The organism is Polyangium fumosum, from assembly GCF_005144585.1.
Lineage (GTDB): Bacteria > Myxococcota_A > Polyangia > Polyangiales > Polyangiaceae > Polyangium > Polyangium fumosum.
Window position 1 is genome coordinate 164,880 of record NZ_SSMQ01000002.1, and the last position, 18,700, is coordinate 183,579.

Annotated in this window: 17 protein-coding genes; 10 read left to right on the forward strand and 7 right to left on the reverse strand. The window is 68.0% G+C overall.

The window, feature by feature from the left end:
- Positions 1–43 precede the first annotated feature (43 nt).
- From mrtC to E8A74_RS02680, 5 genes are read left to right on the forward strand one after another with little or no spacing between them, the layout of a single operon-like run.
- Positions 44–844 (forward strand): myxosortase MrtC, encoded by an 801-nt coding sequence (gene mrtC, locus E8A74_RS02660; RefSeq protein WP_136927306.1) that lies wholly within the window; start codon positions 44–46, stop codon positions 842–844.
- On the forward strand, positions 841–1,506 hold the full coding sequence (locus tag E8A74_RS02665; protein WP_136927307.1) for an HAD family hydrolase: 666 nt from the start codon (positions 841–843) through the stop codon (positions 1,504–1,506). The genes mrtC and E8A74_RS02665 overlap by 4 nt, the downstream gene beginning before the upstream one ends.
- A 9-nt stretch (positions 1,507–1,515) precedes the next feature.
- On the forward strand, positions 1,516–1,929 hold the full coding sequence (locus E8A74_RS02670) for a DUF7793 family protein (RefSeq protein ID WP_136927308.1): 414 nt from the start codon (positions 1,516–1,518) through the stop codon (positions 1,927–1,929).
- Positions 1,930–1,948: 19 nt separating this feature from the next.
- On the forward strand, positions 1,949–2,380 hold the full coding sequence (locus E8A74_RS02675; RefSeq protein WP_136927309.1) for a hypothetical protein: 432 nt from the start codon (positions 1,949–1,951) through the stop codon (positions 2,378–2,380).
- On the forward strand, positions 2,377–3,390 hold the full coding sequence (locus E8A74_RS02680) for an NAD-dependent epimerase/dehydratase family protein (protein ID WP_136927310.1): 1,014 nt from the start codon (positions 2,377–2,379) through the stop codon (positions 3,388–3,390). The genes E8A74_RS02675 and E8A74_RS02680 overlap by 4 nt, the downstream gene beginning before the upstream one ends.
- Positions 3,391–3,450: 60 nt before the next feature.
- Here E8A74_RS02680 and E8A74_RS02685 read toward each other — a convergent pair whose 3' ends face one another.
- The 3 genes from E8A74_RS02685 to E8A74_RS02695 all read right to left on the reverse strand — a co-directional run bounded on the left by E8A74_RS02685 (position 3,451) and on the right by E8A74_RS02695 (position 6,266).
- Positions 3,451–4,557, reverse strand: coding sequence for an AI-2E family transporter (locus E8A74_RS02685; protein ID WP_136927311.1), 1,107 nt, complete (start codon positions 4,555–4,557; stop codon positions 3,451–3,453).
- Positions 4,558–4,652: 95 nt separating this feature from the next.
- The gene (locus tag E8A74_RS02690) at positions 4,653–5,627 is read right to left on the reverse strand and encodes a hypothetical protein (RefSeq protein ID WP_136927312.1); all 975 of its coding nucleotides are present in this window, start codon (positions 5,625–5,627) and stop codon (positions 4,653–4,655) included.
- A gap of 165 nt (positions 5,628–5,792) precedes the next feature.
- Entirely contained in the window at positions 5,793–6,266 is a 474-nt protein-coding gene (locus tag E8A74_RS02695) for a hypothetical protein (protein WP_136927313.1), read from the reverse strand.
- Positions 6,267–6,430: 164 nt separating this feature from the next.
- Here E8A74_RS02695 and E8A74_RS02700 point away from each other — a divergent pair, with 164 nt between their 5' ends.
- Positions 6,431–6,925 carry a hypothetical protein gene (locus E8A74_RS02700; RefSeq protein ID WP_136927314.1) on the forward strand — a complete coding sequence of 165 codons (495 nt, stop codon included), beginning with the start codon at positions 6,431–6,433 and terminating at the stop codon, positions 6,923–6,925.
- Positions 6,926–6,963: 38 nt separating this feature from the next.
- Here the strand turns inward: E8A74_RS02700 and E8A74_RS02705 are convergent, their stop codons facing one another.
- A complete protein-coding gene (locus E8A74_RS02705) occupies positions 6,964–9,054 on the reverse strand; it encodes a beta-galactosidase (protein WP_232379341.1) in 2,091 nt (696 codons plus the stop codon).
- 86 nt (positions 9,055–9,140) lie between these two features.
- Between E8A74_RS02705 and E8A74_RS02710 the strand changes: the two genes are divergently transcribed.
- Both E8A74_RS02710 and E8A74_RS02720 read left to right on the forward strand, forming a co-directional pair.
- The gene (locus E8A74_RS02710) at positions 9,141–9,665 is read left to right on the forward strand and encodes a hypothetical protein (protein WP_136927315.1); all 525 of its coding nucleotides are present in this window, start codon (positions 9,141–9,143) and stop codon (positions 9,663–9,665) included.
- 33 nt (positions 9,666–9,698) lie between these two features.
- A complete protein-coding gene (locus E8A74_RS02720; protein WP_170228801.1) occupies positions 9,699–12,284 on the forward strand; it encodes a hypothetical protein in 2,586 nt (861 codons plus the stop codon).
- A gap of 69 nt (positions 12,285–12,353) precedes the next feature.
- Here E8A74_RS02720 and E8A74_RS02725 read toward each other — a convergent pair whose 3' ends face one another.
- A complete protein-coding gene (locus E8A74_RS02725; RefSeq protein ID WP_136927318.1) occupies positions 12,354–12,731 on the reverse strand; it encodes a hypothetical protein in 378 nt (125 codons plus the stop codon).
- 160 nt (positions 12,732–12,891) lie between these two features.
- On the opposite strand from E8A74_RS02725, the gene E8A74_RS02730 reads away from it, so the two are divergent.
- Positions 12,892–13,980, forward strand: a complete 1,089-nt coding sequence (locus E8A74_RS02730) for a nucleoside hydrolase (RefSeq protein ID WP_136927319.1) — start codon at positions 12,892–12,894, stop codon at positions 13,978–13,980.
- 183 nt (positions 13,981–14,163) lie between these two features.
- Here E8A74_RS02730 and E8A74_RS02735 read toward each other — a convergent pair whose 3' ends face one another.
- On the reverse strand, positions 14,164–16,407 hold the full coding sequence (locus E8A74_RS02735) for a S8 family peptidase (protein WP_136927320.1): 2,244 nt from the start codon (positions 16,405–16,407) through the stop codon (positions 14,164–14,166).
- Positions 16,407–17,531: an AAA family ATPase gene (locus tag E8A74_RS02740; RefSeq protein WP_170228802.1), complete on the reverse strand. Its 1,125-nt coding sequence runs from the start codon at positions 17,529–17,531 to the stop codon at positions 16,407–16,409. The genes E8A74_RS02735 and E8A74_RS02740 overlap by 1 nt, the downstream gene beginning before the upstream one ends.
- An 864-nt stretch (positions 17,532–18,395) precedes the next feature.
- On the opposite strand from E8A74_RS02740, the gene E8A74_RS02745 reads away from it, so the two are divergent.
- Positions 18,396–18,641 (forward strand): hypothetical protein, encoded by a 246-nt coding sequence (locus tag E8A74_RS02745; RefSeq protein ID WP_136927322.1) that lies wholly within the window; start codon positions 18,396–18,398, stop codon positions 18,639–18,641.
- Positions 18,642–18,700 lie beyond the last annotated feature (59 nt).

Below are 18,700 nucleotides of genomic sequence, written 5' to 3' on the forward strand. Positions count from 1 at the left end.
CGGGCTCGCGCCGCCGGCCAGACGAGGCTATCCTCGCCCGCGCGTGCTCCCGGATCCTCCCGCCCCCTTCGAAACGCCCGAGCCGCCGCCCGCACCGGGCCTCGGCGCCGAGAGCCCCGCGCCCGCCGCGCCCCTCACGCCCGCCCCCGAAGCGCCAAACGCGCGCCGCCCGCTGCTCGTCGCGCTCGCCACGACGATCCTCGTGACCGCGCTCTCCTACCTCGCGCCCAAAGATCACGCGGGGACGGCCGTCGGGCTCGCGTTCCTCGCGGTCACGTGGTGGCTCGTCCTCCGCGCGGACGAGCACGTGATCCGCGCGCACGGCCTCTCGCTCGGCGGCCTGCTCGAACCGCTGCCGCTCGATCGGCGCCGCCTGCTGCGCGACGCGGCCGTGGCCTCGCTCTGGGTGCTGCTCCTCGCGGCGATCATCTTTCCGCCGTTCTGGATCGGCTTCAAACTCTTCTGGCGCGTGAAGATGCCCTTCGTGCTCCGGGGCATCGTGTCGCCGTGGAACGAAATCTCCGGGCATTTCCTGGCCGTGGCGCTCCCCGAGGAGGCCTTTTTCCGGGGATACCTCCAGACCCGGCTCGACGCCGCGTGGACGCCCCGGTGGCGTGTGTTCGGCGCCGATCTCGGCCCGGGCGTGCTGGTCTCGTCGGCCATCTTCGCGATTGGGCATTTCTTGACCGTGCCGAGCGTGGATCGGCTCGCGGTGTTTTTCCCGTCGCTCGTCTTCGGCTGGCTGCGCGCGCGGACGGGCGGCGTCGGCGCGGGCGTCGTGTTCCACGCGCTCTGCAACATCTTCTCCGCGACGCTCCAGCGCGGCTACGGGTTCTCGCGATGAGCGCGTCGAAGCCCCGCGCGGCGCTCTTCGACATGGACCGCACGCTCGTGCGCAAGGAGACCGCGAGCCTGTACGTGCGGTATCTGCGGGACATCGGCGAGGCGTCGACGTTCGACCTTTTGAAGACGTTTTACTGGGTCGGACAATACACGCTCGGGCTGCTCGACGCGGAGGGCATCGCGGAGAAGGCGCTCGCGCCGCTCTCCGGCACGCCCGAGAGCACGCTCGTCACGCGTTGCGAGGACTGGTTCGGCAAATACGTGGAGCGCCACGTCGCCGACGCGGGGCGGCGCGCGGTGAAGCGGCACAAGGAGGCGGGCGACGTCTGCGCGATCGTGACGGGCGCGACGAAGTACGCGGCGCGGCCGCTGGCCGAGCGGTTGGAGATCGAGCACGTCGTGGGGACGGAGCTCGAAATCGACGCGCGTGGCCATTTCACGGGTCGGGCGGAGCGGCCGCTTTGCCTCGGCGTGGGAAAGGTCCGGCGCGCGGAGGCGCTCGCTGCGAGGCTCGGGTTCGCCCTCGAAGAATCGACGTTTTATTCGGACAGCGTCACCGACGTACCTTTGCTCGAACGGGTGGCCGCGCCGATCGCCGTGAACCCCGATCCGAGGCTCGAGCGCCTCGCCCGGCAGCGCGGGTGGCGCATCGAAAGGTGGTGAGGGCGTCCCATGGATTCACCCCAAAACCCCGCGCATCTCGACCTGACCTACGAGGAGGACCTGCTCGTCGTGCGGCTCGCCGGCCATTACGACCTGGAGGTCGAGCTGTGCGTCCAGCGCGCGCGCGACGCGATCGAAGCCACCTACGGCTACCGGCTCATTCTCCTGGATGCGCGCAAGATCGGTACGGTCACCCCCGAAGCCCGGAAGACCATGGTCACGTGGAGCCGCGGCCGGAAGGCGCCCAGCGCGATCGCCATGTTCGGCGCGAACTTCTCGGGGATGACGCTGGCGAAGATGGTGCTGAGCGCGGTCCGCGTGCTCTCGAAGCGGCCCATGCGCTTCGAGTTCTTCGAAACGGAGGCGGCGGCGCGGGCGTGGCTCGGCGAGCGGCGCGAGGACCTGCGCAAGCTCGTCCCGTGAGGCGCAGAGGGGAATGACGATGGCTGGGCCGACGCCGGGGCAGCGGCGACAGTTCGGGGAGCAAGTCGCGTGGACCGAGGCGCCGAACCTCTTCGGCATGCGCCTCTCGGGGAAGGTCGACGGTCCTTCGCTCGGCGAGCTCGTCGCCTATCAAGTGTCGTTTTCCGCCGGGAAAGACCATATCTTCGTGCTCTGCGACCTCTCCGCGGTCACCGGGGCGACGATCGAGGCGCGGCGGGTGCTCCAGGAGACGCGCCACACGACCGCGATCACCCACGTCTGTTTCGGCGCAAAATTCACGACCCGGATCTTCGCCGAAATGGTCGTGCGGGCGGCGCGGATCCTCGGGTCGTCGCAGCCCGACATGCAAATCCTGTTTTTCTCGACCGAAGCGGAGGCGCGCGCCTACATCGCCCATGCGCGGCCGCCCCGGCGAGCGAGGCGCCCATGAACGGAATCCCGCGGCGAAAAACCGCATTCGTGACGGGCGGAACGGGCTTCCTCGGCTGGGAAATCACACGGCAGCTCCTCGCCTCCGGCCACCACGTGGTCGCGCTCTCCCGGAGCGGCGATTTGCCCGGCGACCTGCCGCGCAACGAGCTCGACATCGTGCGCGGGGACCTCGACGACGTGGAGACGCTGACCGAGGCCATGCGCGGCGTATCGGTCGTCTACCACGTCGCGGCCGACGTGCGGATGTGGCGCGCGCAATGGGCGGAGATCGAGCGGACGAACGTCACGGGTACGCGGAACATGCTCGCGGCGGCGCGGCGCGCGGGCGCCCCGCGATTCGTGTTCACGTCGACGGGCTCGACGATCGGAAAGCCGTATCCCTCGACCGAGGCGATCGTCACGGTCGACGAGTCGAGCGTGTACAATTTCGCGGCGCTCCGGATGGTCTATCCACACACGAAATGGCTGGCGGAGCAGGAAGTGGAGCGGGCGGGGCGCGAGGGGCTCTTCGTGGTCATCACGCACCCCGTGGCGGTGTTCGGTCCGGGGGACTGGAAACGGAACGTGCTGCCACTCTTTTTGGCGACACGGAAGGGCACGACGATCGCCGCGCCGAGCGGGATCCGGACGACGTGCGACGTGCGCGACGTGGCGACGGCGCACCTCGCGGCCGCCGAGCGGGGCAGCGCGGGACGGCATTACATCCTCGGCGGCGAGGCGCTCTCCGTGGGGGCGCTGCTCACGCGGATCGCGGCGGCGGCTGGCGGAAAGGCGCCGCGCTTCACGATGCCGGATCGGGTGGTGATGGGACTCTCGTTCTTGATGGAAAGCGCGGCGCGCATCACGGGACGGCCACCCCTGCTGAGCCACGAAATGGCCCTACAGAGCACGCTCCGGGTGCGGATGTCGTCGGAGCGGGCGGCGCGGGAGCTCGGATACACGTCGCGGCCGCTCGACGTGTCACTCGCGGATGCGGTGCGGTTTTATCGGGAACAGGGGTGGTTGTGACGCTCCAGAGGCGACGCCCGCACCCCTTGTGCGCGCACGCATGGACCGTCCGCGCAAGCCTCAGGGCACGGGCGGGTTCTCCGGCGGAGGCACGCTCTTCGGCGGCGGAGTCGCGCTCGCGTCCACGGGCGGCGTGGTGGCCTCGCGGCGCGACGCGTGGTGTAGCTTCGCGTAGGTGTCGACGGTCCAGACGGCCATGGCCGCGATGACGGGGCCGAGGAAGACGCCGACCGGGCCGAAGAGATCGAGGCCGCCGAAGATGCCGAGCAGCGCGATGAGCGGGTGCATGCGGGTCGACGAGCTCTGCACCCACGGACGCACGACGTTGTCGGAGAGGCCGATCAGCACGGCCGAGATGCCCATTCCAATCGCGCCGCCGACGTGGTTCGTGACGAAGAGGTAGATCGTCGCGCCCACCGTGACCGGCGTGGTGCCGACGAGCGGGATGAACGAGAGCAGCGCCGCGAGGACGCCGAGCAAAAACGCGTTTGGCACGCCGAACAAGTGGAGGGCGAGCAGCGTCAGGCTGCCCTGCACCACGGCGGTCGCGAGGATGCCGAGGATCGCGCCGTTGACCGTCTCGCGGACGGAGGCAAAGAGCTCGCGCGTCTGGCTCGGCGGGAACGGCGAGAGGCGGAACATCCAGCGGACGAGCTTGCCGCCGTCGCGCAGGAAGTAATACAGCGACACGCCGAACAGGAAGAGGCTCAGGATGAACGCCGGCAGCGCCGTGGCCATGCCGCCGACGAACGAGGCCGCAAACGACGCCGCGCGCTGGCCGATGTTCTGGATGGCCAACTGGAGCTGAGGGCCGCCGATGTGGATGCTCCGGCCGCGAATGTCGATGCCTTCCGTCAAGAACGACTGGAAGCGCTGGATCGTCGGCGTCCAATCGCGGGCCAGGAAGTCGTTGATCGACTGGATGGCCTCGACCGTGATGAAGGCGAACGGGATCACGACGAGGATGATCGTGCCGAACGTAAAGAGGAGCGGCGTCAAGGGCTCGGCGCGGCCGAGCCGCGGCTTCACCTTTTCGGCGAGGGGGCTCAGGAGGAGCGCGAAGAGTCCGCCCAGGGCAATCGGGACGAGGATCGTCCGGATCATCCAGAAAAAGAGGACGAGCAGCGCCGTCCTCAGCACAACGGAGAGCCAGCGGTCTCGTTCCATGGGCAGCACGCCTCGCTGAAGGGGAGACGTGAGATAAAAGAGGCCCGGCGTCAACCGAAACGGCAGGCCCGGCCGGGGACCGGGCCCCCGTCCGGTCAGAGGCCGTCGCAGACAGGAGCGCCGGTGCTCGGGCTGCACGCGCCGGCGTCACAGAAGCCGCTCGCGCATTCGGCAGCGACCATACACGTCGCGCCGTCCGGCTTCGTGGGCGCACAAGCGCCCATGTCCGCCGCGTCGCTGCAGAAGCCGCTCGCGCATTCGACGCTCGTCACGCACGCCGCGCCGTCGGCCTTTTTCTCGGCGCACGTGCTGGCCGCGACGTCACAATACCCGCTCGCGCAGCCCGCGTTCACGGCACACGCGCCTCCGACGGGCGCGGGCGCGGCGCACACGCCGGTCTGAAAATCGCAATAGCCGCTCTGGCAATCGATGTCGAGGTCGCACGCGGCGCCGTCGGCCGTGGGGGCGACGCATTTCAGCATGCCCTCATCGAGCCTGCACGTGAGGCCCGGACCGCAGAGGCCGTCCTGGCAAGGCTCGCCCGCGCCGGGCGGGGCCTTGCAGGTGCCGAGCTCCGTGCCCGAGGCGCCCGCGCACGAGGCGCCCGGGTCCTTGCATTCGTCGTCGCCGAGGCAGGCGCCGCCGAGCGCGACGGTGCCCTGGAACATCGCCTCGCAATCGGGGTCCTCGTCGAGGAAGTTCGAGCCGAAGAAATCGGCGCAGGTCGCGGCTTCGGCCTTCGTGAAGCACGTATCGGCGCGGGCATCGTCGTACACGATGCGGCCGGCCTCGATGCCCTTGCGGAGGTCGACGGCGACGGCGCCGAAGAAGCTCTCGTACCGGGCCTCGCATTCGGCCTGCGTCGCGGGGGCCGGGTCGAAGAGGAGCACGTCGTCCCGCTCGGCGGCGTCACAGCAGGCGAAGACGCGGCCGCACTCGACGCGGGCATAGGCCTTGGGGAGGCCGGCGAGCGGATCGTCCGTCGTCGTTGGCTGGGAATCGTCGCTGCAGCCGGCCCAGACGAAGCCCCACGCGAGCAGGGCTCCGACAATCTTCGCAATCGTTCGCACGGCCCCTTTTAGGGGAGCTTTGGCGGAGAAGCAATACCGCCGTTCGTCCCGCCCGGGTCAGGGCTTCACGAAGCCCGGGTGCTTGGCGATGAGGTCGGCGATTTCGTCGAGCTCCGGATCGGCGGCGCCGGCCTTCGCCTCCTGGGTGACCTTCACCTCGCCAGGTCATTTCCTGCGGTCAGGCGGCAAGTACCACTGCGGCTTCTCTTTGAGCGCCGGGCACGTCCGCTCCACCTCCGCGATGTAACAACGGCTGTATTCGTTCAGCCTGGCGAGCGAGCCGAAGGGCGGTGGACCACCACAATGTCCATCCGCCTCGTCGAGGATGCGCCAATAGAGCGCCCCCTGCTCCTCCTCGCACGGCTTGCACCAAATGGAATCGAGCTCCGTGCAGGCCACGTGGTTCGGGCACCGGGCCATCACGCAGCCAGCCTGGCAGGCTTCCTCTTGCCCCTCGGGTGGCTTCTGGCAGATCTCGCCCCCCGCCTCGCACAACTCGAACACCGCCGCGAGATCCTTGTCGCAGGCGTCGGCGCTCAGCGTGTCGGATGCCGCGCGACGTACCTTGAGGCCCACGCCCACGGCGGCGGCGACCGGCAGGGCGATGGCAGCGGCGAAGAGCTTCTTCCGGCGGGTCATCTCACGTCCTCCGTACTCGTCGCGGCCACTCTACATGATCCGCGCCGATGACGCGAGTCCTTGCCGCGTGGGCCAGGGGCGCGGGTGTACTTGCTCGGGAACCGCTCCTATATTGCGGTTGCCAACCGCGGTCCTCTACAATGATTCCAACGCGGAGGCTCGGGATGAGGTCGCTCGTCGTTGGCTTGCTTTTCGTGTGGTTCGTCGTGCTCGGACCGGCCTGCTGGGAGCCCACGTGCAAGAACCCGAAGAGGGGCCCGCCGAACGGCGAGGCGGGCGCGAGGGAGGGGGTTCTCGTCCAGTGTAACGCTGTCTTGCAGTGCGCCAGCGCCAAGACGGGTGCCTTCGAGGACCGCTTGGAGGGCCTGAACGACCCGCAGATCATCGACAGCGGAAGCGACTACATAAACGAGGACAGGTGCATCCAGAAGGTGAAGGAGCGGGGCCTCCCGGGGATCTGCGATTCGGTCGTCGTTGCACCCAAGGTCATTTGCCTCGACCCACCGGGCTCGAACGGCTGCGGCTCGAGTCCGGGGGACGGCACCGTCATCATCGTCGGGAGCGCGGCCAGCGGCGATTTCAAGAGTGACCCGCAGGGCACGGGGGGACCGGATGACGGCAATGGCGGAGACGGTGCAGGAGGCCAGGGAGGTCGCTGAGACGGCCTCGCGTCATTCCCGGGCGAGACGCGCACTCCTCACCGCAATGCCAGCATCCGCACCGTGCGCGGCTTCATGCGCACTTCGAGCGTGCCCGCGCGCGCCTCGAAGGTGGAATCGTCGATGAGGTCGCTCGCCTTCGTGCCCACCGCGCCCGCGCTCACGCGCGCGACGATGTCCCGATCGGAAGGATTGACGACGAAGAGCACGCGCGGCGCCCCCGCGGCGTCCTCGTGCACGGTGACGTAGATGCCGCCGGGGTCGCAGGCGTACGCCGGGAGGTCGAGCGACCCGATCGCATTCGAGACGGCCGCGTCGGCCGCGGCGGGCACGTCGCCGGTGAGCGGGCCGTCCTCGCCGAGGCGGCCGAGGTCGAAGGGGACGGAAAGGGGCCGGAAGGCGCCGTCGAAGCGCGGCTCGTGCGGGCCGATCGTGACGCGGGCGCCGCGCGCGCGGGCCTCGGCGAGGCGGTCGAAGAGCTCGGGCTTCAAGGCGCCGGAGGTCGCGCAGATGAGCCATCGCGCGTCGCCGAGCGCGATGTCGCGGTCCTCGCCGCCGACGACGGCGAAGGGCACGCCGCGCGCTTCGAGGGCCTGCTCGAAGGCGCGGGCGAAGTTGTCGGCCTCGATGGCGAGCGGATAGCCGAGGCCGAGATCGTCCTCGACACACCGCTCGCGCGCGCCGGCCCCGACGATCGAGAAAAACGCGCCGGAGAGCGGGCCAAACGCATGCATGACCCGCGCGAGCCTGCGCTCGGTGCGAGGGATGAGGATCCGGACGGGCGTCTTTCGGCGCAGCTCGTGGAAGCCCGTCTGTTCGAGGGCGGCCGAGAGCTTCCGCCAGAAGACGGCGTACGGGCGCGCGCGGCCGTGCCGATCGATGGGCGCGCCGATCCAGCGGTCGCGCTCGACGGCCATGTACACGTTGAAGCCACGCAGGCCATACGCGAGGGCGCAGAGCACGGTGAAGGCGCCGTCGCGCTCGTCGAGGGGCGGGAAGAAGGGCGGAAAGCCCGCGCCCATCTCGCACGCGAACGCGGGGACGGAGAGGGCCTCCGAGCGCGTGGCGAGCTCGCTCGTGCGGCGCGCGATGATGGCGCGGCTCGTGGGATCGGCCATGTGGTAGTAGTCGAGCCCGACGAGGTCGACGACCTTCGTGACACGCGCGGCGTTGAGGGGCGTCGCGTCCTGGCCCGGCGGGAGGTTGTGCGTCGTGGGCAGCCCGTCCATGCCGGCGGCGACGAGCGCGCGGCCGAGGCGCTGAAACGCCGTGGCGAGCAGGTGCTCGTGGAACTCCGACCAGTCGAGGTGGCGCGCGAGGTCCCGCGGGCGCTCGGCGTCGAGCTTGCGCGGAGGGTCGATGGCGGAGAAGCGCGTGACCTCGCCGCGGCGGCTCGACGGGACCTCGCCCTCGTCCGGCGTGGGCGTGCCGTAGGAGGCGCGCAGGGCGTCGATGGTGCCGTATTTCTCCCGGAGAAACTCGCGGTAGAGGCGGATCGCGTCGGGGTGGTAGTCCTGGTCGTAGGCGCCGTCGCGGAAGTAGAGGGCGCCCTCGTTGTCGATCTGGAAGAGGACGATCGGCCCGTTCGGGTAGAGCAGCGGCGTGAGGACGGGGCCGAGCGCCTGGAAATACCGCGCGGCCTCGTCGTGGAAGGCGTCGCTCGCGTAACTCGGGACCGGGAACGCGAACGGGAGCATGGGGAGCATCACCGGGTTCTGGTCGGGCGAACGCGCCTGGCAGGCCGGGTCCCAGACGATGCGCTCGGGCAAGCCGAAGTAGGTGAGCTCGGCGTTGATGTGCGGGCCGGGGCGGGCGATGACGTAGAGGCCGAGCTCCTCGGCGATGCGGCAGAAGCGGGTGATGTCGCGCTGCGGGTCGGAGGCGCCGAGCTCGAGTTTGCCGGGGGCGACCTCGTGGACGGCCCAGGGGATGTAGGTGTCGACGAGGCGCAGGCCCATGGCCTTCACGGCTTCGAGGCACGCGCGCCACTCGTTCGGGTCGAGGCGCCAGTAGTGGACGGAGCCCGCGAGGAGCGGGACGACGTCGCCGGCGATCTCGATGCCCCCGGGGACGAGACGCACCCTACGCCCGAAGCCCTCGCCCCCTGCCCTGTCTTCACGTGCGGTCATGACGCCGGGCGCAGGGTAGCAAAGAAGGGACGAACCCGTGAGCTTCGAAAGGCGGAAGAGCCGCCGAGCTCTGGTACTGTACGCCCATGGCGAGCAAGACCCACGTCGACGGCAACAAGGTGACGATCGACGACAGCATCTACCACGTGAGCTCCGCGGGCGGTCAGTACGCCGTGACCGACGAGTTCGGCCTGCGGACCGGCTACTTCTCGGTGCGCGGCCGCGTGGTGACGCCGGAGGACTACGGCGTGGAGGGGGCGCACCCCATTCTCCAGATCGGCAAGCTGTGGGCGGCGGCGAACCTGTGGAAGGCGAACGAGAAGTCGGCGTCGTCGGTGCCCACGAAAGGCCTCTGCCGGGTGGTGACGCACGAGAAGGCGGGCGAGGCGGACCTGGAGAAGGCGCGGGCCCACCGGGCCTGGATGCGCAAGCAGCCCGGATGCAAAGCAAGTTATTTCGTGACGGATCCGGCGACCGGGAAGGGAATGACCATCAGCATCTGGGAGACGCGTGATCAGCTCAATGCATTCAAAGAGGCGAGGCCGCCGGAAGGCGCCGTCGCGCTCAAGTCGCTGAGCGTGGAAGTGTTCCCCATGGTGGAAGAGCCTTGAACGTGGGAATGTGACCTCCTTCGCGGAGGTCACATGCGTCGACATTTCTTTCTTCTTTCGTTGGTCCTCGGCGGCTTCTGCCTGCATTGCGGCGGCGGAGACGGCTCCTCTTCTTCAAGCTCCGATTCGTCGAACGTGGGCGGCTCGGGAGGCGTGGGCGCCTCCGGCGGCGGCGGCGCGGGCGCGTCGGGTGGCGGCGGCGCGGGCGGCGTGGGCGGTTCCGGGGGTTCGGGCGCCTCCGGCGGCGCGGGCGGCGGCGGCGAGGCCTTCGTCGCGCTCGACCCGAGCTTCGGCACCGACGGCCTCGCCACGGCCGCCGGGACCAAGCCGAACCCGGACTTCATCCACGCCTCCGCGCGCCAGGCGGACGGCAAGGTCCTCATCGCCGGCGGCACGTCGGACGGGTATTACGGCGAGGGGCTCCTCTTCCGCGCCAACACCGACGGCACGCTCGACACCTCGTTCGGCGAGGGCGGCAAGGTGCTCGCGACGACCCGGAGCCGCGCCTCGTTCCACGGCGTGATCGTCGCGCCGAACGGCGACATCCTCGCCGCGGGCATGGCGACGCCGCAGATCGGCATGAACCGCATGCTCGTCGCGCGCTTCGACGCGACCGGCAAGCCTGTCGCCTCCTTCGGCGAGGGAGGCCTCGCGCTCGGCGCCCAGGGGACAGCCTTCGCGATCGCGCTCCAGCCCGACGGCAAGATCGTCGTCGCCGGCCAGGGCGGGTGGTATTCGCCGTACAAACACCTCGTGCAGCGCTTCCTCGCCGACGGGAGCGTGGACACGACGTTCGGGGAGGCGGGCGCCGTCGAGACCCCGTTCGACAACGGATCGTTCGCCTCGGCCGTGGCCCTCACGAGCGAGGGCAAGATCGTCCTCTGCGGGAGGAACGGCAACAGCTCCGGGACGACCCTCGTGCGGCTCCTGCCGAATGGAGCGCTCGATCCGAGCTTCGACGAGGACGGCATCCTCGTGACGTCGCTCGTCGGTCCGTATCATTATGCCACCTGGACGACCGCCTCTGCCGGCTCGATCTGCGCCGTCGCGCCCGACGGCAAGATCCTCGTGGCCGGCGGGAACGTGGACTCCACCGCGGTGCTGCGCCTCGACACGAGCGGCGCGGCCGACACGACCTACGGCGAAGGGGATGGCCTGGCGACGGTCAGCGACGCCGCCGGCGGCTCGGCCTCCGCGGAGTCGCTGCAGCTCCAGCCGGATGGCTCGGCGTTCGTCGTCTTCCGTTCGAAAAGCTCCTACGCCGTGGCGCATTTCGCCGCCGACGGGACCCTCGACGCGAATTACGGCACGGGGGGCCTCGCGCAGCTCCCCAAGCAGGGCGCGGTCCGGGATATCACCGTGGCCCCGGATGGGAGCGTCGTGGCCGCCGGCCGCCAGACCTTCTCGACCGTCGGCGCCACGCTCACGCGGCTCGCGCCGCTCGGCGTGCCGGACACCACGTATGGCGGCCCGGGCGGGGTCGGCACGCTGCAATCGGGCGCGACGTGGGATCTCGCCATTTCCGTGAAGCTCGGCGCGGACGGCAAGATCGTCTCGGCCGGCGCGACGGGCAACTTCACGGACCTCACGAACGCGATGATCACGCGGCACCTGCCGGACGGCACGCCGGACGCGGGCTTCGGCGCGGGCGGCGTCGTCGTGCTCGACACCCTGGTGAAAGCCGTGGACGTCGTGCTGCAACCAGACGGCAAGACGGTCGTCGCGGGCATGCCCCTCGGCTCGAGCACCCGCCGGGTCGTGCGGCTCGACGCGGCGGGCCTGCCCGATGCGAGCTTCGGCGCGAATGGCGTGGTCAACCTGCCGGATGCGACGCATGGCCAGCCGACCGCGCTCGGCCTCGACGGCGACGGGCGCGTGGTGATTGGCGGGATCGGAAACGGCCCGGGGGCGTACGGGGTCGCCTATTTCGCGAGGCTGCTCGCGACGGGCGCGCTCGATACGACGTTCGACGGCGACGGGGTGGCGATGTTTCCCCAGGTTGTGGGGCAGCTCTACGACCTCGTGGTGCTCGAAGACGGCTCGATCGTCGCCACGGGCTACAAAGACTACACCGAGGCGTTCGTGCTCCGCGTGCTCCCGACCGGCGTGCTCGACACGTCCTTCGGCGATGCGGGCGTTTCGACGGTGCCGAACAGCTACTTGTATTTGAACCGCCTTGCGCGAGAAGCGAACGGAGGGTTTCTCGCGGCGGGTGCGTTCTTCTCGCCGGGGAACATCGACAACTTCGAGGTCGGCATCGCGCGCTTCGACGACAAGGGCGTGCGTGACATGACGTTCGGCGAGAATGGTTTCGTCAGGCAGAACGTGGCGAGCGTCCTCACCTCCGACCCCCCCGCGGTCGTGCCGCTGCCGGACGGCTCGTTCTACCTCGCGACCACGCAAGTGCTCGACCGCGAGACGATGGTGGTCTTCAAGTATTTGCCGAATGGCAAACCCGACCTGAGCTTCGGCCATGCGGGACGCGCGCTCGTCGCGGCCCCGGGGCCGTGGGGCGCGTATGACGGGCTGCTCCAGCCGGACGGCAAGCTCGTCCTCGCCGGCCGCGGATTCTCGCCGAAGGGCGGGACGGATTTCGGGCTCGTGCGAATCACGCCGTAGGGCGGGTGGAACGCGGCGCCGGGCGCGGGGGGCGCGCCCGGCGGCGTGGCATCTCGGTCCACGCGACGACTATTCGACCTTCTCCACCACGAACCGCATGACGCCGCCCGACCCGCGCTCCTGCACTTCCCGTCCGGTCACCTTCACGGTCGTGCGGCCGCCCAGATCGAGCTTCTGGGGATCGAAATAGACCGAGCGCGAGCCCGAAGGGTCCGTCAGCACCACCTCGTCGAGCTCGACGGAGCCGAGCTGCTTGGCGTTGAGGTCCTTGTTCACCTGGTCGATCGCCTTCACGCTTCCGGTCACGATGCAGATGTTGCCGTTGTTGAAGGTCTCCTTCACCGTGCACGGCATCCTCGACGGGCGCAGAAGCCATACCACGCCCCCCGCGATGGCGAGCATCACCACGAGGATCACGTACTGAACCGGCTTCGGGAGCGGTTTCACGGCGGGCAGCGTACCTTCGGGCGGGGGCGTCGACATCGGCCCAGGTTTGGATCGGAATTTCCTGACGCACCAGCCCCATTTGCGCGCTCACCGAGCAGGCCGGCGAGGTTCAGAGCGGATTTCGGGCGCGTGTGATTCGCGCCGTAGTACCCTCCGGGGCGTGCTCTCGCCCCACGAAGCCAGGCTCGGCGCGGCGCCGGCCATCTTCGACATGGATATCGGCACGGATCCGGACGATACGTGCGTTGCGGCGATGCTCGCCGCTCGGCCCGCACGCTTCCAGCCTGCCCTGCTCGTCACGAGCGACGAGACCCACGAACAAGGCCGCGCGCGTTTCCTCGCGGGGCTGCTGCGCGCCGCGGGGGTCGATCTTCCCGTCGCCGCGGGGCTACCGAGCCTACGCCGTCGCGCCTCGTGCCTCGTGGAGGAGGCGGGGCTCGCGCGCGACGACGTGCCTTTCTCGCGCGACGCGGTCGGGGAGATCGTCCGTGTGCTCGATACGCATCCGCGGGTCGATTACGTGGGGCTCGGGCCGCTGACGAACCTCGACGCGGCGCTCTTGCGGAGGCCGGATCTCGCGGCGCGGGTGCGGCTCTTTCAAATGGGCCCGGCGCTCGCGGGGGCGTACCGGCGGGAAGCCGCGCAATACAATGCCCGCCTCGACCCTGGGGCGTTTGCGCGTGTGCTTGGGCAGGTGGAGGCGCCGCGGCTCTTGTTCAGCCATTCGAGCTGGGGGAGCTTCGGTGAGGGGATGCGGCAAAAGCTCGGGGTGTATCCGGACGATCCGCTCGCGGGTGCTTTGAGGAAAGCGCATCCGGCAGCGAGGATGTTCGTGCGGCATCTGGAGGCGTGGGTCGAGACGGGGAAGGATTGTTCGATCATGCACGACCCGCTCACGGTGCTGTCGGCGGCGCTGCCGGGGCTCGTGGATTTCGAGGAGGTCTCGCTCGTGCTGCGCGAGGACGGCTGGGTGGCGCTCACGGAAGCGGCGCATGGGGCGCTCGGGGCGAGGGCGCCGGCGCGCGGGAAGGTGATTGCGGGGGTTTTGGCGGGGCCATGGGCGCCCGTCGAGGGTCGGACGATCGAGGCGCGGATGTCGCTCGATACGGACGACGAGGCGGCCCGGCGAGCGATCGCGGAGGCGTTGCTCGGGGAGGAAGGGGCGCGGGTCGCGGAGGCTTGGGGGACGTGGAATCGGGGAGGTGGGACGTCGATGACGGGGGAGCGGGGTTCGATCTCGAAGGCGTGAGCCTTCGATCACAGGTAATCCCGTAATTACGCCAGTCACGGTTCACGACGGCAGTCTGATCGGCCCGCCGAGCCCCGGTCGACGTCGCTCCCCATCTCCCTCTGAACACGCGTGCTCGGACCACTTTCGTCCTACCTCACGATGGCACGCTTCATTTCACCGATCTCGTCGACAGCCGACCATTTAACGCGATGTCCGAACCTGGATACGCGTCTGCGGCTGGATCGGTACCAGGACGTTGGCATAGGTACGCACGACGCGATCGTAGAGGTCGGTCACCTTGGGAGCCTTGAGCCCGACGACGAATGCGTACGGGATAGGCTGGGGGGCGGTGGCTTTCATGCCGCTCTCGCGGTGATGGTAGTAGATGTCGAACAGCGGCGCCGACAATGAGCGTGCACGGAACGTCGCCTGGCTACGTAAACAGGGCTCCCACTTGTGCCCATCCTCGCGGAGTACCAGCTCAGGCTCACCGTAAAGCAGCGACTCAGAGAAAAACGCGCGCGTCTTCGCGTGCGTCGTCATCGTTCCGTCCGACCGCTTGCTGTACTTGCCGCTATGAGGCCGGAACGTGACCTCGAGCCCGCTCCGTGTGTACGCGCTTGGGTGCTCCGGGTCGACTTCGGGCGCAATGACGAGGGTGGCGGAGACGGTGACCTCGCCGGTGAGGGGAGTTTGGGGCATTGGGATCGGGGCCCGCAGATGCTCTCCGACGGGCAATTGGCCTTGGAACACCACAAGCGCCTCATCGTCGTCGCACGTGATCAGGCGCAGTGGATCCGACTCGATTCTGCCCCAACCAACCTCCTTCCAATCGTGCCCGTCCTCGATCTCTGCACGATGAATCAATAGCGCGCGGATAGCGAGGGGAGAGAGGCGTTGCCCAAGTTGGGCCCGCACTGCTGCGGCAGAACGAAGCGCATACGGGGCAGCGTAGCTCGTACCCGATTCCTGGCCGCCCACCAACGTTGGCGTGAGCACGCCGAAATGCTCGAACGGCGAACCACCGAAAGCAATGCCATCCGGCTTCACGACCCCTGGGCAGCGCCCCGGACCGACGCAGCTATAGGACGCTCGCTGCCAGCCCGATGCACTACGGTCAGCCGCGCCCACGGACAACACGTTTACACCATCGGCGGGCGGCTGAATTCGATTCAGCTTTGCAGCGGGGTCGCGCTCGCCATCGTTACCGGCGGCGACAGTGGCCACGCAGCGACCGTGCGCAAAGCGCTTGTCAAGAGCTGCGGTCCAAAGCGTCACTTCGTCATCATCGACCGCGAGCGCGGGCCCGAGGCTCACGTTCACCAAGGTGTAGAGTCCGAGATTTCTATCGAGATGATCAACAATGCGATCGAGAACATCGAAGTAGTCGGTGTCATTCCCCGCGCCGGTCTTCTCGTCCAAAACGCGCACATGGTCGACCGTACACAGAGGGACGGCCGGCGTCTGACCTGAGCGAAGTGGGCCAAAGAGGAATGCAGTCGTAACGCCGAGCCCGTGCTCCTCGAAGGCTGGCGCTGCCTTTCCGATCCCGGGCGGAACGATTAGATTAACCCAGGGCTTCAATGCTGCCTGGGCCTGGGCGGGAAGGCCGCCGTCGAAGATCACGGCGCGCATCTTCGCGTCGACAGGTCCTTCGGTCGGAAGCGTCACAGCGAACCCTGACACCCCCCGCAACACCGAGGGCCGAAAAGGCCGAAGCGATGGCATTCCGCGCGCGACGCGAACGAACGAAAAGCGGGCGATCTCCTCAGCCTTCTTGGGATCGACGCGTACAGGCATGAACGTTAGACCCCGCACGTCTCGCCGTCGAGCAATCAAGGGCTCCGCCCCATGAGCCTGCGCATACTGGATGAAGGCCAGTACCACGTCTTCGGCACCCGAGTTGTGGAGGACTACCTCAAGCACCGTACGGTCGTCGTCGGGAATGGAGCGAAGCTTCGTCTTGGCTTCAAACGCGGTGAGATCCTCGATGTGGCTCAGGTCGTCCGCGCCGCGAGTATCTGGCCGCCATCGCCTCACGGTGTTGGCCCAGCGCTCGAATGCGGTCTTCGCTCCGGCAACGAAGATGTCCTCCGTCACGCCAAATTCGCCGTGCTTTTGAACGCCCCACTGCTCAGGCTTCACGGTACGCGACCGACTTCCTACGGCGCGAAGGCCCACGGCCGAGAACAGTTCGGACGGGAAGTCACTCTTTGATAGGTACCGCGGATGCAGAGTTACGACGGCGACCGCCTCGCCGCGCGGACATGCGTCTTCCGGAAGTTTCGCGATCTCCGCCTCGGCCGTCTGGAGTCGATCGGCGATGCGCGCCTTAGCAGTTGGGAAGTCGTAGGGAGGATTCTTTGTTCCGCCAGCCTTCTTGATCGTCACCTTCTGTGCGAGCCGCTCGCCCTGGCCAAGAAGGAAGTTGTGTTCGCGTGCCATTACTCTTGAGCCTCCTTGTGATTACCTACTGGCCGTCGCGTCTTCGAGCCGCCGAGGTGCTTTCGAATCGTGTCGCGCGAAAGCCCGGTGAGCGCCGAAATCTCGCGCTGCGAGCGACCGGCGGTCGTAAGCTCAGAGGCGACCCGCAGCTTGACCTCCAGATCGGCACTCTGCGCGAGCTCGCCGAGGACCTCTGCGATCGTTTCAGAAAACTGAACTTGGCGCACTATAGCTGCGCGCTTGGCGGAAGTTACGACCCGAACGACATTGTCGAAGGAACGACCGTGGAGAAGCGCGGCCAGAATGTCTAGGTTCGGTTTCGAGATCCCTTTGTCACCCACGAGACGGACGACCAGATCGCGGATGCCCTGAACCGACGGCGGAGGGAAATCGACAATGCGATCGAATCGTCGCCACACCGCTGGATCGAGAAGCTCTGGATGGTTCGTCGCTGCGATGAGCACGCCGGCTTCTGGCCAATCATCAACCGCCTGCAGAAGGACAGTGACCAGCCGCTTGAGTTCGCCCACCTCAGTGGCGTCGTCCCTCCGCTTCGCAATGGCGTCGAATTCGTCGAGCAACAACACCGCAGGCGCTCTGCGCGCGAAGTCCAGCACGACGCGGATGTTGTTCCCGGTGCGCCCGAGGAAGCTGCTCATCACCGCCGCGAGATCGAGCGTCAGGAGCGGGCGGCGTAGTTGGACGGCGAGCCAGCGCGCGGCAAGCGTCTTGCCAACACCAGGTGGCCCGACGAACAGGAGTGACCGGGTCGGCGCTATGCCAGCATCAACGAGCCGGTCGATTCGTTCACGCTCGTGGAGGACTGCTTCTAACTCCTTGCGTACGGCGGGAGGCCAGATCGGCTCGATCGGCAGGTGCGGCGTTGGTTCACGTCGAAGGAGTTCCAGCCGGCTATCGAGGTCCACGGGCAGGGGCTGCGGCTCAAGTGCGCGAGCGGGACTGGCCGAGGCGGTGCGAAGGATCGTCTGGGCAGCCTCGGCAAGATCGGGGCGACGATCAGCGATGACGCGGAGCAGGCGTCGTGCCAAGGCGGCGACGTCGTCCACCTTTCCACCCAGGCTCAACCGAACGAGGTGGACTACATCTCTTTCGAAATCACTCATTTGGCCCACCGATGAGTCTTCATCATCTCCGGGGCTTGTAGCACGAGTGGACCAGACATGGCAAGACGGTCGTAACATCGGCCATGCTGAACGTTCGACCTGTCTGCATGCTGATGCGAGCCGTGGACGACAACTGTCACGGGTCGGCCCGACTAGTCCACTCCCTCCGGCGATGAGATGGGAAATGGCGGACGCCGCAAGAGCGCCTCGATCTCGACCTCTCCGACTTCGATCTCGACCTCCTGGACTTCGATCTCGGAGTCCGAGGACTTCGATCACGAGCTCGCCGACTTCGATCACAGAGTCCTTGGTCTTCGATCACGGGCTCGCCGACTTCGATCACGGAGTCCTTGGTCTTCGATCACGAACTCGCCGGCTTCGATCACGGACTCCTCGGTCTTCGATCACGGAGTCCTTGGTCTTCGATCACGAACTCGCCGGCTTCGATCACGGACTCCTTGGTCTTCGATCACGAACTCGCCGGCTTCGATCACGGACTCCTCGGTCTTCGATCACGAACTCGCCGGCTTCGATCACGGACTCCTCGGTCTTCGATCACGAACTCGCCGGCTTCGATCACGGACTCCTCGGTCTTCGATCACGAGGTCGTGGCCCTTCGTCGACGAGCTCCCGGGCATCGGGCGTATGATTTGGGCATGAATCATTTGGCTCCTTTCTGGAAGAGCCTCGCGCATCGCATCGCGGCCAGCGTGGGGGTCACGTTCGTCATCACAGCGGCGCTCGCGGGTTGCGGGCGCCAAGGTCGTCGTCGATCCGGAAGGCACGGGCGGCACGGGCACGGGTGGACCCACGTCGTCGAATGGGACGACGGGGCCCGGACCCACGTCATCGTCGTCGGGCACGATGACGTGCGGGGGAACGGGGCAGATCCAGCCGTTCCTCGCGTGCTTCGAGCCAGGGGCGAGCGGTTGTCCCAGCAAGGAGGACGCGGCAGGACCGATCGCGGTGGCTTACGACTTCGGGTGCACGTGCCAACTCACGGACATGTGCTTTTGCCTCGGCTCGGTGAACGACGGGCCGAAGCCGGATCCGAGCGGCAACGGCCTCTGCTGTTACGACACGATGATCAAGCTCACGTGCGTCGTCTGAAGGGCCCTGCCGTCCAGCCCGTCCTCGTCGAGGTTGAGCTTGTCCCAAGTGACGACTAG

Coding starts and splice junctions, on each gene's coding strand:
- E8A74_RS02745 (WP_136927322.1), top strand. CDS start 18,396: ATGACGTGCGGGGGAACGGGGCAGATCCAGCCGTTCCTCGCGTGCTTC.
- E8A74_RS02720 (WP_170228801.1), top strand. CDS start 9,699: ATGCGTCGACATTTCTTTCTTCTTTCGTTGGTCCTCGGCGGCTTCTGC.
- E8A74_RS02680 (WP_136927310.1), top strand. CDS start 2,377: ATGAACGGAATCCCGCGGCGAAAAACCGCATTCGTGACGGGCGGAACG.
- E8A74_RS02670 (WP_136927308.1), top strand. CDS start 1,516: ATGGATTCACCCCAAAACCCCGCGCATCTCGACCTGACCTACGAGGAG.
- E8A74_RS02700 (WP_136927314.1), top strand. CDS start 6,431: ATGAGGTCGCTCGTCGTTGGCTTGCTTTTCGTGTGGTTCGTCGTGCTC.
- E8A74_RS02735 (WP_136927320.1), bottom strand. CDS start 16,407: ATGGCACGCGAACACAACTTCCTTCTTGGCCAGGGCGAGCGGCTCGCA.
- E8A74_RS02665 (WP_136927307.1), top strand. CDS start 841: ATGAGCGCGTCGAAGCCCCGCGCGGCGCTCTTCGACATGGACCGCACG.
- E8A74_RS02740 (WP_170228802.1), bottom strand. CDS start 17,531: ATGAGTGATTTCGAAAGAGATGTAGTCCACCTCGTTCGGTTGAGCCTG.
- E8A74_RS02705 (WP_232379341.1), bottom strand. CDS start 9,054: ATGACCGCACGTGAAGACAGGGCAGGGGGCGAGGGCTTCGGGCGTAGG.
- E8A74_RS02685 (WP_136927311.1), bottom strand. CDS start 4,557: ATGGAACGAGACCGCTGGCTCTCCGTTGTGCTGAGGACGGCGCTGCTC.
- E8A74_RS02675 (WP_136927309.1), top strand. CDS start 1,949: ATGGCTGGGCCGACGCCGGGGCAGCGGCGACAGTTCGGGGAGCAAGTC.
- E8A74_RS02695 (WP_136927313.1), bottom strand. CDS start 6,266: ATGACCCGCCGGAAGAAGCTCTTCGCCGCTGCCATCGCCCTGCCGGTC.
- E8A74_RS02710 (WP_136927315.1), top strand. CDS start 9,141: ATGGCGAGCAAGACCCACGTCGACGGCAACAAGGTGACGATCGACGAC.